Source organism: Enterobacter cancerogenus (genome assembly GCF_019047785.1).
Taxonomy (GTDB): domain Bacteria; phylum Pseudomonadota; class Gammaproteobacteria; order Enterobacterales; family Enterobacteriaceae; genus Enterobacter; species Enterobacter cancerogenus.
Genome location: NZ_CP077290.1, coordinates 3825359 through 3837765, shown reverse-complemented (window position 1 = coordinate 3837765; position 12407 = coordinate 3825359). Strand labels below are relative to the sequence as shown.

Annotated in this window: 12 protein-coding genes; 5 read left to right on the top strand and 7 right to left on the bottom strand. The window is 59.2% G+C overall.

What is annotated here, in order from left to right:
* Window positions 1-70: 70 nt before the first annotated feature.
* Genes I6L58_RS18115 through I6L58_RS18105 form a run of 3 tightly spaced genes read left to right on the top strand, consistent with a single transcriptional unit; the run spans window position 71 to window position 4843 of the window.
* Window positions 71-1474: a TolC family outer membrane protein gene (locus I6L58_RS18115; protein ID WP_058608478.1), complete on the top strand. Its 1404-nt coding sequence runs from the start codon at window positions 71-73 to the stop codon at window positions 1472-1474.
* Entirely contained in the window at window positions 1471-3663 is a 2193-nt protein-coding gene (locus tag I6L58_RS18110) for a type I secretion system permease/ATPase (protein ID WP_058608479.1), read from the top strand. Before I6L58_RS18115 ends, I6L58_RS18110 begins: the two co-directional genes overlap by 4 nt.
* 10 nt (window positions 3664-3673) lie before the next feature.
* Window positions 3674-4843, top strand: a complete 1170-nt coding sequence (locus tag I6L58_RS18105; RefSeq protein ID WP_088208688.1) for an HlyD family efflux transporter periplasmic adaptor subunit — start codon at window positions 3674-3676, stop codon at window positions 4841-4843.
* A gap of 54 nt (window positions 4844-4897) precedes the next feature.
* On the opposite strand, the gene I6L58_RS18100 is transcribed toward I6L58_RS18105, so the two are convergent.
* The 4 genes from I6L58_RS18100 to I6L58_RS18085 all read right to left on the bottom strand — a co-directional run bounded on the left by I6L58_RS18100 (window position 4898) and on the right by I6L58_RS18085 (window position 7657).
* Window positions 4898-6079: an aminotransferase-like domain-containing protein gene (locus tag I6L58_RS18100; RefSeq protein WP_088208673.1), complete on the bottom strand. Its 1182-nt coding sequence runs from the start codon at window positions 6077-6079 to the stop codon at window positions 4898-4900.
* A gap of 74 nt (window positions 6080-6153) precedes the next feature.
* Window positions 6154-6678: a 2-oxo-tetronate isomerase gene (locus tag I6L58_RS18095; RefSeq protein ID WP_058608480.1), complete on the bottom strand. Its 525-nt coding sequence runs from the start codon at window positions 6676-6678 to the stop codon at window positions 6154-6156.
* Between the two features lie 10 nt (window positions 6679-6688).
* The gene (locus I6L58_RS18090; RefSeq protein WP_006178119.1) at window positions 6689-7135 is read right to left on the bottom strand and encodes a DUF421 domain-containing protein; all 447 of its coding nucleotides are present in this window, start codon (window positions 7133-7135) and stop codon (window positions 6689-6691) included.
* Window positions 7136-7144: 9 nt separating this feature from the next.
* Complete coding sequence (locus tag I6L58_RS18085) at window positions 7145-7657, bottom strand: hypothetical protein (RefSeq protein WP_006178120.1); 513 nt, start codon at window positions 7655-7657, stop codon at window positions 7145-7147.
* Between the two features lie 140 nt (window positions 7658-7797).
* Here I6L58_RS18085 and I6L58_RS18080 point away from each other — a divergent pair, with 140 nt between their 5' ends.
* Entirely contained in the window at window positions 7798-8187 is a 390-nt protein-coding gene (locus I6L58_RS18080; RefSeq protein WP_042321754.1) for a YdeI family stress tolerance OB fold protein, read from the top strand.
* A gap of 76 nt (window positions 8188-8263) precedes the next feature.
* Here I6L58_RS18080 and I6L58_RS18075 read toward each other — a convergent pair whose 3' ends face one another.
* Window positions 8264-9148 carry a LysR family transcriptional regulator gene (locus tag I6L58_RS18075; protein ID WP_058608481.1) on the bottom strand — a complete coding sequence of 295 codons (885 nt, stop codon included), beginning with the start codon at window positions 9146-9148 and terminating at the stop codon, window positions 8264-8266.
* A 97-nt stretch (window positions 9149-9245) separates the two neighbouring features.
* On the opposite strand from I6L58_RS18075, the gene I6L58_RS18070 reads away from it, so the two are divergent.
* Window positions 9246-9848, top strand: a complete 603-nt coding sequence (locus I6L58_RS18070; protein ID WP_088208672.1) for a short chain dehydrogenase — start codon at window positions 9246-9248, stop codon at window positions 9846-9848.
* A 131-nt stretch (window positions 9849-9979) separates the two neighbouring features.
* Here I6L58_RS18070 and I6L58_RS18065 read toward each other — a convergent pair whose 3' ends face one another.
* Window positions 9980-11359, bottom strand: a complete 1380-nt coding sequence (locus I6L58_RS18065; protein ID WP_088208671.1) for an amidohydrolase family protein — start codon at window positions 11357-11359, stop codon at window positions 9980-9982.
* 1 nt (window position 11360) lies between these two features.
* Window positions 11361-12317 carry a carbamate kinase family protein gene (locus I6L58_RS18060; RefSeq protein ID WP_088208670.1) on the bottom strand — a complete coding sequence of 319 codons (957 nt, stop codon included), beginning with the start codon at window positions 12315-12317 and terminating at the stop codon, window positions 11361-11363.
* Window positions 12318-12407 lie beyond the last annotated feature (90 nt).

The following is a 12407-nucleotide window of genomic DNA, read 5'->3' as shown; positions in this document are numbered from 1 at the left end:
ACCAAATGACCCGGGCGCACAGCGCCCGGGCATAAACAATAAAGCAGTACTTTTTTATTAGGGATAAGACATGGGAATAAAGATGCCTTACTGGTGGCTCTCGTGCTGCCTGATATCTGTGCCCGCTATCGCTGCCAGTTCCGCCGCGATGATTAATACAGGAGAATTGAGCGAATCACAGGAGCTACCTTCATTAAGCGGCCGCGTCGCGCCGGTGGTCGGGAACGCCGCACCCGGCACGCTCCAGCTCGGCGAAGCCGTTAACCGCGCCGTCACCTGGCACCCCGCCATCAGCGAAGCCGTCGGTAAACTTTACCAGCAGAGCGAAGAGGTCGACGTCGCCAAATCGAAATACTATCCGCAGGTTAATGCCGGCATGGAGAATGGCTACACCCACGACGGCGGTGACAATGGTTTTACCCCGTCGCTGGTGCTCTCCCTTTCCCAGATGCTCTACGATTTCGGCAAAGTCGCCAGCCAGGTCCGCGCCGAAACCGCCGGGGTGGCCCAGCAGCAGGCCAACGTGCTGGTCAGCATCGATACCATCGCGCACGATACCGCCATCGCCATGGTACAGGTGCAAACTATGCAGCAGATGGTCGACACCGCCAAAGAGCAGCTTGATGCGCTCTCCTCCATCGGCAAACTGACCAAACTGCGAAACGACGAAGGGGCAACGTCGCTTTCTGACGTGGTGCAGACCGACGCCCGTATCGAAGGGGCACGCGCGCAGCTGATGCAGTATCAGGCCAGCCTCGACAGCGCTCGCGCCACGCTGATGAGCTTCCTCGGCTGGAACAGCCTCAACACCGTCAGCAACGACTTCCCGCAAAGCCTGTCCCGCAGCTGCGATATCGCCGAGCCGGACGACCGCCTGGTGCCCGCCGTGCTGGCAGCCTGGGCACAGGCGAACGTGGCGCAGGCTAATCTCGACTACGCCAACGCCCAGATGACCCCTACCGTCTCGCTGGAGCCGGAGGTGCGTCACTACCTTAACGATCGCTACGCGGGCAACCAAACGCTGGACCGCACGCAGTATTCCGCGTGGGTGAAAGTGCAGATGCCGCTCTATCAGGGCGGCGGCCTGACCGCCAGACGCAACGCCGCCGGACACGCGGTGGAGTCCGCGCAATCCACAATCCAGCGCACCCGTCTCGACGTGCGGCAGAAGCTGCTGGAGGCACGCAGTCAGGTGTTAAGCCTGATGAGCACGCTGCAAATTCAGGGTCGTCAGGAGGCGCTCAGCGCCCGCACCCGCGAACTCTATCAGCAGCAGTATCTCGACCTCGGATCGCGCCCGTTGCTGGACGTCCTCAACGCCGAGCAGGAAGTTTATCAGGCCCGCTTCACCCAGCAGCAAACCGCCGGGCAGCTTCATCAGCTCCAGCTGAACTGCCTCTACAATACCGGACGCCTGCGCCACGCGTTCGACCTTGAAAATCGCACCATCCAGACCGTGGAGATCCAGCCATGAAGCAACGCGATATCCCGCAGGGTGAGCCCATGACGGATGAGGCGCTGGCGCAGTGGGCGCAGGCCTTTGGCTACGTTGCCACGCGCTATCGCGTGGCCTGTTCGCCCGGCGCGCTGATGGCAGGTGCCCCGTGGCTTAAGGGCAAGCAGAGGGTCCCGGCCCTTACCCAGCTCGCCCGCGAAGCCGGGCTGTCGTTTCAGCTACTGACGGCGGATCGGCATGCCATCAACAGCTGGCGTCTGCCGGTGGTGGTGGAGCTAACCGAGGGGAGAATTGGCGTCATCGATCACTTCGACGGCGAGGACACCCTGGAAGTCAGTTTCTTCGATGACGCAACACACACCAACCGTCTGTCGCTGAGCGCGATGCTGCCCGCCATCCGCCACGTTATTGCCCTGCGCCCGCTGGCCGCGCTGAAGGACAGCCGCGTGGACGCCTATATCTCGAAATACCGTCCGGACTGGCTCTACCGGCTGGTGATGCGCGACCTGCGCCCCTACAGTTGGGTGATGCTGGCGGCGCTGTTTATCAACGTGCTGTCGCTGTCGGGCATTGTCTTTTCAATGCAGGTGTACGACCGGGTGATCCCCGCCCAGTCCTACCCTACGCTTTACGTGCTGACCATCGGCGTGCTGATCGCCACGCTGTTTGGCTTTGTGCTGCGCGTGGCGCGCGGGCACATCATGGATCTGCTGGGCAAACGCTCGGATCTGCGCGTCTCGGATCGCGTCTTCGGCCACGCCCTGCGCCTGCGCAACAGCGCCATCCCGCGCTCTACCGGCAGCTTTATCTCCCAGCTGCGCGAGCTGGAGCAGATCCGCGAGATGGTCACCTCCTCCACCATTTCGACCATTGTCGATCTCCCCTTCTTCTTACTGTTCGTGGTGGTGCTGGCGATCATCGCCCCGCAGCTGGCGTGGATCGCCCCGGTCGCGGCGGTCATCATGGTGCTGCCCGGCCTGCTGCTGCAAAAGAAACTGGCGGCGCTGGCGAAGCAGTCGGCGCATGAATCAACCCTGCGCAACGCGGTGCTGGTGGAGAGCGTGCAGGGGCTGGAGGACATCAAGCTGATGCAGGCGGAGAACCGCTTTTTGCAGCAGTGGAACAGCTATATCCAGATCACCGCCGAATCCGGCCTGCGCACCCGCGAGCTGACGCAGAACCTGATCAACTGGGGGATGACCATTCAAAGCCTGGTGTATGCCGGGGTGATCGTGGTCGGCGCACCGATGGTGATCGACGGCACCTTAACCACCGGTTCGGTGGTCGCCGCCTCGATGCTGGCCTCGCGCATGATTGCGCCGATGGCCACCCTGTGCGGCGTGCTGGCGCGCTGGCAGCAGGTCAAAGCGGCGAAGGAAGGGCTGGACAGCATCATGCAACTGCCCACGGAAAACCAGCGGGAAGAGACACCGATCCGCCAGGACGTGCTGCGCGGCCATTATCTGTTTGAGCAGGCGCAGTTCCGCTATCACCCGGAAGATCCGCGCATGGCGCTGCGTATTAACCGCCTGGAGATCAAACCCGGCGAGAAGGTGGCGATCCTCGGGCGCAACGGCGCGGGGAAATCGACGCTGCTACAGGCGATGGCGGGCGGCATGGATCTGGCGGGCGGCGAGCTGCGTCTCGACAACTTCAGTCTGCCTCATCTCGACGTGGCGGACGTGCGGCGCAACGTCGGCTTTATGACCCAGAACGCGCGGCTGTTTTACGGCACCCTGCGCGAGAACATCACTCTCGGCATGCCGCGCGCCACCGACGAAGAAATTTTCGAGGTGCTGGAGATGTGCGGCGCAGCGGCTTTTGTCCAGAAGCTGCCGAAAGGGCTGGACTACCCAATTATGGAAAACGGCGTCGGGTTATCCGGCGGTCAGCGCCAGTCCATTTTGCTGGCGCGTATGCTCCTGCGGGACCCGAATATCGTGCTGATGGATGAACCCACGGCCTCGCTGGACGAGCACACCGAGCGGGAGTTTATCCAGCGTCTGAGCGCCTGGCTCGGCAACCGCACCCTGGTGGTCGCTACCCACCGCGTTCCGGTGCTGGAGCTGGTGGAGCGCGTGGTGGTGCTGAAAGAGGGCATGCTGGTGATGGACGCGCCGAAAGCGCAGGCCCTGAGCAACAGCCGTATGCAGCAACAGCAGCAGGCAACCGGACGGGAGTGGAAAAATGAAAATCAGTCAGCGTGACGTCGCCGCGATGGAAGACCTGGACAATGCCCTCGACTCCGAAAGCGGCTACACCGGCGCACGGCGGATCGTGATCTTCTCCCTGCTGCTGTTTATCGCGCTCGGCATCTGGGCGTGGTTCGGCGTGCTTGATGAAGTTTCCACCGGGACCGGGAAAGTGATCCCCAGCTCGCGCGAGCAGGTTTTACAGTCGCTCGACGGCGGGATCCTCACTGAACTGAACGTCCACGAGGGCGATCAGGTCCAGGCCGGTCAGATCCTGGCGCGTCTCGATCCCACGCGATCGGAATCTAACGTTGGTGAAAGTGCCGCCCGCTATCGCGCGTCGCTGGCTTCCAGCGTGCGTCTGTATGCCGAGGTCAACGATCTGCCGCTGACGTTCCCGCCGTCGCTGGCGAAATGGAAGGATCTGATCGCCGCCGAAACGCGTCTCTACAATTCGCGTCGTGCCCAACTGGAGGACACCCAGCGAGAGCTGCGTGCAGCGCTCGATCTTGCCAACAAGGAGCTGGCTATCACCCAGCGTCTGGTGAAAACCGGGGCCGCCAGCCATGTCGAAGTGTTGCGTCTGCAGCGGCAGAAAAGCGACCTGGAGCTCAAGCTTACCGACGTGCGCTCGCAGTATTACGTGCAGGCGCGCGAAGCGTTATCCAAAGCCAATGCCGAAGTGGATATGGTCTCGGCGGTCCTGAAGGGGCGGGAAGATTCCGTCACGCGTCTGACGGTCAAATCCCCGGTGCGTGGCATCGTGAAAAATATCAAAGTCACCACCATCGGCGGCGTGATCCCGCCGAACGGCGAGCTGATGGAGATTGTGCCGGTGGACGACCACCTGCTGATTGAGACCCGCCTCTCCCCGCGTGATATCGCCTTCATCCACCCAAACCAGGAGGCGCTGGTGAAAATCACCGCCTACGATTACGCCATTTACGGCGGGCTGCACGGGGTGGTGGAAACCATTTCACCGGACACCATTCAGGACGAAGCGAAACCAGAAGTGTTCTACTACCGGGTGTTCATCCGCACCAGCCAGGATTATCTGGTCAACAAAGCGGGACGGCATTTTTCGATTGTGCCGGGGATGATTGCGACGGTGGATATCAAAACCGGTGAGAAAACGGTGCTGGATTACATGATCAAACCGTTTAACCGCGCGAAAGAGGCGCTGCGGGAGCGGTAAGCAGTGCGACGCGTAGCCCTCTCCCGTTAAGAGAGGGCTACGTCAGGAACCCGCTTATAAAGAGGCTTTCAACCGTTTAACGGCATCAATAAGCTGTTCATCCGTTGGCGTCACAAATGACATACGCAAGGTGGTGTGGTCCGGGTTAGCGCAGTAGAAAAACTCGCCCGGCACGAACACCACGCCGTTGCTTAAGGTTTTCTCCAGCCAGCGCGTGGTGTTGATGCCATTGTTCATGTTGGCCCACAGGAACATCCCGCCTTTCGGTTTATGGAAGGACATCACGTCCCCCAGTTCCGCTTCAAGCTCGCGGGCAAAAAGCTGATACTTCTGACGGTAGGCTTCGCGGATGGTGGCAATCTGCCCTTTCAGACGTCCGGTTTTGAGGTACTCGGAGGTCATCAGCTGTGAGAGCGTGCTGGTGTGGAGATCCGTGGTCTGCTTAAGGTTAACCACCGCACGTTTCAGCCATTCAGGGACAATCACCCAGCCCACGCGAGTACCCGGGGCGAGAATTTTCGAGAAGGTGGAGGTATACACGACGTTATCCTCATTACCGATGGCTTTGGCATGGGCAATCAGCGGGCGGAACACCTCGTCGGTATAATTAATTTCGCTGTAGGGGTCGTCTTCGATGATGACAAAATCGTAGCGCTGGGATAGGGCCACCAGCTGCTTACGCCGCGCCTCAGACAGCGTGACGCCACCCGGGTTGCCAAAGGTTGGGACGATATAGACCGCTTTGATGGTTTTGTTTTGTACCAGCGTTTCCAGCTCATCGACAATCATGCCATCGCCATCGGTACCCACGGATTCAAACTGCGCCTGCGCCAGGCCAAACACCTGCAGTGCGGCTAAATAGGTTGGGCGCTCGACCACAACGATATCGCCTGGGTTAATTAAGGCGCGGGCGAGCACATCTAAAGACTGTTGCGAACCGGAGGTGACAACCACGTCATCCGCCGAACAGTGAATACCTCTGTCGGCACAGATCTGCTGGATCCCCTCGCGTAACGCCGGAACCCCTTCCGTCAGGCCGTACTGAAATGCCTCGCCAAACTGCTGGGATAACACGGCATCAGCCGCAATTTTTAGCCCTTCATGATCGAAAAGCGCAGGGTTTGGAATGCCGCCGCCCAGCGAAATCACGCCCGCCATTTTGCTATGTTTCAGAAGTTCGCGGATGGCGGAAGATTGCAGGCTTTGCACGCTGGTGGCGAGTTTTTGGGATGACATGCTGTTGGTACCTTATTTTTTCTTATGATCTCCTTCTTAGTATCATATGTCTGACGCTTTGATAACCCCTGCGCTTATGCCTTGCTCTTTTTCCATGCATAGAGGCTGGCGACCAGTTCCGCCAGAGCGTACCTTACCGACTTCTCCACCACGTCCTGACAATCCCCTGAAAAGAGCTGGCGGTCGGTCTTGATCTGGCCGTGGAAATTCCACGCAAACCAGACGGTGCCCGCGGGGGTGCCATCGTCTCCGCCGTCCGGCCCGGCATAGCCGCTGATGGCGATGCTGATATCGGCCCCGGCACGTTCCAGCGCGCCTGCCGACATCTCCCGGACGGCCTGCTCGCTGACGGCGGTGTACTTCTCAAGCGTTGAGGCCTGCACGCCCAGCATCTTCTGTTTGGCCTCATCGCTAAAGGTGATCACCCCAATGTCATAGAACGCCGCGGTACCCTCTTCCGCACAAAGCGCGGTGGCTAAATTGCCCCCCGTGCAGGACTCCGCCGTGGTTAACCGCAGGCCGCGATCGGTCAGAACGTTGGCGACCTGTTTGGTCAGTTCGCCGGTGGTTTTCGCTACGTTATAGGCTGATTGATTCATATCGCACCTTTTAACTTTCAACAGGAATAATTGAGATGTGGCCGTTGCGTTCCAGGATGGCATATTTGATTTTACTGAACTCGGTGATCCCCTGGTTTTGCCGCGCGGCGACCAGAATATCGTCGCAGGAGACATCCACCTTTTTAAGTTTGTCGGTAAAAGGCATGCCGTTTTCCACCAGAATCACCGGCGTGCCATCCAGCAGATTCTCGGCACCGGAGAAATATTTCTTCGCAATACCAAACAGAATATCGACCACCACCAGCGTGACAATGGTGAGCATGGCCCCGGTGACGGAGAAATCATTTCCCAGCAGCGCCTGCTGGGTGGCTTCGCTGATAATGAGCAGCAGAATGAGATCGAAGCTGGTCATCTGCAGCAATGCGCGACGACCGGCGATTTTAAATACCACCAGCAGAATCAGATAAATCGCCAGGGCACGGAATACCATCTCCATATCGTTCTCCTAGGGGTAGATAAATTGCCGGAAGGTGATGTCCGGCTGGTTATTCAGACCAAGCGAACTGACCGTATTCCCGAATTGCGTAGGGGTGATATACAGCCAGACGGTGAAGTCCTGTTTATTGCTGACGTTGTTATAGATCAGGTGCAGCGTATTACCCCGGCTGAACATGCTGTCCGGCTGCGGCGTAATACTGCCGGGCTGGAATGCCTTATTAAAATCGCCCCCCAGGCGAAACTCATAATGGTCTGCCTGTACCCCCTTCGCCGTAAAGGCCAGCTTATATTCCGTTTGTAATCGCCCATAACGCTCATAATTAACCGTCAGCGTTTTGGCGGTATTTTCTTTTGTTGCCGTGCTGACATAGCCGTTAGAGAAAACGCCCGCCACGGCCAATAAAATAATCAGTAAAAGAAGGCCCAGCCCCAGGCGCTGACAGGCGGCTTCAAAATTCAGTGCCAGACGACTCTCGTTTACGCCGGGTAAGGTATCTTCTTCACCATCAAATCCCGCCATTTGTCACTCCGTGCATTCCATTAAATTAATCATCCTTATGATTTATAAGGAAAAGCCCTTTTAAGACACATCTCGTTTGCCAGATTAAGCAATAGCAACCAGGCTTAATAAGTCAAGCCAACACGCTACCGGAGGCAAGAATGAAATTTTCCTACGCACCCTTATTTTGCTGCCTGCTGATGTCAACGGCCTGGGCAGACGATAACGGTGGATTGAAAAAAGGCGAGGCACCGCCACCACCGCATGCCCTGGACGATGGATATCGCGGTGCCGAGGATGCACGTATCATGACGGTCGAGCAGGCTAAAGAGATGCACGACGGGGCCACCATTTCACTGCGCGGGAATTTGATCGACGGCTCCGGGGACAAATACCGTTTCCGTGATAAAACGGGTGAAATAGATCTCGTCATTCCAAAGGCAGTATTTGATGGCCGAACGGTAGAACCTGATAATATGCTCTCCATCAACGGGAGTCTGGATAAAAAATCCTCACCGCCTGTCGTTCGTGTCAATCATATTCAAAAATAAATCCCGTTCGTACGCTACGCTTATTTCCCTTGTCGTTATCCTTATTTCCTCCCCCGCCATCCGGGGGAGAGAAATATCAGGCCAACGCGTGACGGATAAGATGTGCAATAAATTCTGTCAGTTTTGGCAGCGGGCGTAGATCCTGTCGCCACAGCAGATTTACCGGCCTCGGCGTTGGGGTGTAGTGCTCCAGCACCCGAACCAGCCCGCCGCTTGCCAGTTCTTCCGCCACCAGCACCTCCGGTTGAAGCAGCAGCCCCGCGCCCGCCCGGGCCGCCATGCGTAACCCGTAGCCGTCGTTACAGCGCAACACCGCATCGCGTTTCCAGCGCACCTCCCCTTCCACGCCCGGCAGCCGCCACTCGTTGCGCGCGGTCCACACCGTATGGGAAAGACACAGATGATCCACCAGGTCGGCAGGCGTTTGCGGCGTACCGTAGCGTGCCAGATAGTCCGGCGCGGCGCAGATCACCATCCGGTAGGGGCACAGATATTTCGCGACAACATCGTCGGCATGCATGTCCCCAATGCGAATTGCCAGATCGACCCCTTCCTCGACCAAATCGACCCGGCGGTTAGTCAGATCGAGTTCGACGCGCACCTGCGGGTAGCGCTGTAAAAACGTGGCGGTGAGTGGCGCTATCACGCATCCGCCAAACGACGTAGGGGCGGTGACGCGCAGCGTTCCGGCGGGCGTGGCGCGCAGCCGTTCGACCGCACTTTCGGCAATGGTGACCTGCTCCAGCACCCGCTTTGCCTCATCGTAATAGACGCGCCCGGCGTCGGTTAAACTCTGGCGGCGGGTATTGCGCTCCAGCAGGCGCGTGCCAAGGCGCGATTCCAGCTGGGCGATGTATTTCCCGACCATCACCGCCGACATCTCAAGCCTGGACGCCGCGCCGGTAAAACTTCCGCTTTCAACCACGGCGATAAAGGTCTCCATGCCGCGTAGCTTATCCATATTGCAAACCTCTGGTTAGTAATCCTCTAACTTTAGCCCAGTTTATCCGACTTCTTATTTATTAAAGAATGCATGCTCACAACATAAGGAGTCGGCTATGAAAATCGTGATTATTGGTGCCAGCGGTACGGTCGGTCGGGCGGTGACGGAGGAGTTGAGCCGTCGTCATGAGACGATCCGCGTGGGCCGCACGCAGGGCGATCTGCAGGTGGATATCACCTCTCAGGAGAGCGTCAGCGCGCTGTTTGACTCGGTAGGTAAGGTGGATGCCATCGTCTCTGCCAGCGGTGGTCTGCACTTCGGCCCGCTCTCTACCATGAAAGACAGCGATTTCAACCAGGGCTTACAGGACAAACTGCTGGGACAGGTACGCCTGGCGTTAACCGGGCAACATTACCTGAACGAGGGGGGCTCTATCACGCTCATCAGCGGCATTGTGGCGCACGAGCCGATTGCCCAGGGGGTGAATGCCACCACGGTGAACGCCGCGCTGGAAGGGTTCGTCCGCGCTGCCGCCTGCGAACTGCCGCGCGGGATCCGCATCAATTTGATTAGCCCGACCGTACTCACCGAGTCCGCCGACGCCTATGACGGTTTCTTCCCGGGTTTTGAAAGCGTCCCCGCCGCGCGCGTGGCGCAGGCCTATCGCCGCAGCGTGGAAGGGGTGCAGAGCGGACGGATATATACGGTAGGTTACTGAGCCTTACGGGCAGCGACTAATACCAGCATCGGGAATGCCGGGTGGCGCTGCGCTTACCCGGCCTACAAAAGGAGCGTGCGGCCTGATGCCCTCACCCCTCCCTCTCCCACGTGAAGAGGGAGAAATGCACATCAGCCCACCGTCCCCCAGACGAGGTTGCCGTTATGGAACGTCGCGGTACGCGGTGAAATGCGCGCCACGGCCTCGGCGGAGCAGGAGGCATCCACCAGCACAAAGCTGGCGGCATCCTGCGCTTTCGGCCAGACGCGCTCGCCTTTCTCGTTCAGCGGCAGCACGTCACCGGTGGCGATACCCAACGCCCGGGAGAGCGACTGCTCGTTCGGGCGGATATAGAGCTGGGCGTAAAGGTTGGCTTTTTCCAGCATGTCCCCCAGACCGTACGGCGACCAGTGGTCGATCACGCTGTCGGTGCCGGTCATGACAAACACGCCCTTATCGCGCAGCTGCTTCAGCGGCATGTGCAGTGTGCCAATTGGCACCGTGGAGGCAATGGTCACCTGCTGCGCCGCCATGCGGGTGGCGATCTCGTCCACCTGCTGTTCGTTCAGCGTCGCCAGCGCGAAGGCGTGGCTGATGGTCAGTTTACCCTTCAGTTCAGGCGTTTTTTCTACCGTCTCCACCATGTAATTCACCGCCGCCACGCCCGCCGGGCTGGTTTCATGCAGGTGGGTGTCCACCCCTTTGTCGTAGTCCAGCGCAATCTGGAACATGGTATCAAGCGACTTCTCCATTGCGCCGTCCACGTTAGTCGGATCCAGCCCGCCCACGTAGTGCGCCCCGGCCTGCATCGCTTCGCGCATCAGCTTTTCAGAGTTCGATAACAGCAGGCCGTGCTGCGGGAAGGCCACGATTTCGCAGTCAAATCCTGCGCTGCGACGCGCCAGCACCGCCTGCAGGTTTTCGAGATTTTTCAGGCCGGATACCGGCTCGATGTTGCAGTGGCTACGGGCGATGGTGGAACCTTTCGACTGAATCAGGTCGATCAGCTTTTCTGCACGCGCCTGAGTGTAGGGCTGCAGCTCCGGCAGCAGCTTTTGCTCAAGGCGGATCATATCCTGAATGGTGGTGCCCGCCGGGCGGTTAAGCGAGCGCCACGGGCCGCCGTAAAAGGTTTTATCGAGGTGGATATGCATATCGCGCATCGCCGGGAGCATCAGTTTACCGCCCGCGTCATAGTGCGGCAGCGTGGCGTCGGCGTGGCTTTGGTTGTCGCGCAGGGCGACGATTTTGCCGTCCCGGATCTCCAGCGTTTTCTGCTCGGTGCGGGTGCTTGTCGCCACCCCGCCGTCGAAAGTAAACCCGGCCTCCAGCAGCACGTTATCCAGGTAGTAGTGTTTTGCGGTGATGCTCATTGGTTTGCCGGTCTCGCAGGTTGGCTTTGCGCTATCGGCAGCATACGCGACGGAACCGGTCGCGCCAAACAGCGCGCAGGCGGTGACCATTTTGCCGCTCTGGCTAATAAACTCGCGGCGGCTTTTATTCTCTTTCATCTTATCTTCCTTCATTAACAATATGGGTACCGGTTTCGCCGCGCAGCGCCGCGGCCAGGCAGTCCGGTGAGGTAATCACCACGCGTTTGCCGCCATGATGCAGGAATTCCAGAGAGGCAACGATTTTCGGCAGCATACTGCCCGCCGGGAAGTGTCCCTCCTCCCTGTAGCGCGTCATCTGCGCCACGCTCACCCGGTCCAGAGCCTGCTGGTTCGGCTTGCCGAAGTTGATGCACACTTTCTCTACGCCGGTGGTGATGACCAGCACGTCGGCGTGGATCTCGCGCGCCAGCAGCGCGGTGGAGAGATCTTTATCGATCACCGCGTCCACGCTCTGATACTCGCCCGCTTGTGTACGGACCACCGGAATACCGCCGCCGCCCGCGCCTATCACCACGAAGCCTTTTTGCGTCAGCGTTTTAATGGCATCGGCTTCTACAATGCGCAGCGGCTGCGGCGAGGCCACCACGCGACGATAGCCCCGGCCAGAATCTTCAACGAACTGCCATGCCGGATGCTCAAGCTGGAGCGCATCGCGCTGCGCCTCGCTGAAGAACGCGCCAATGGGTTTGGTGGGATGGGTAAAGCCCGGATCGTTTTCATCCACCTCCACCTGCGTAACAACGGTGACCGCTTTTTGCTCGCCGCGCGCCGCCAGGCGGTTGTTCAGCGCCTGCTGGATCAGGTAGCCGATGCCGCCCTGCGTATCCGCCACGCAGTTGGCCAGCGGGGTGAGCGGCAGCCCTTCACGCTCGTGGGCAATTTCGGCGCGGCGCAGATCCAGCCCCACCTGCGGGCCGTTGCCGTGGGTGAGCACAATGTCATAGTCGGATGCCAGCATCTCCAGCACCGACTCAGCTACCGCTTTTACCGCCTGGGCCTGATGTTCCACCGACTGACTGGCGTTATCTTTGATAATGCTGTTGCCGCCGATGGCGACGACCATGAGCTCTTTCATTTGTTTTCCTTTAAAAAGGTGCGTTCTGGTGCCCTCACCCCGGCCCTCTCCCACAGGGAGAGGGGGATTAACGTTCCCTCTCCCCGTGGG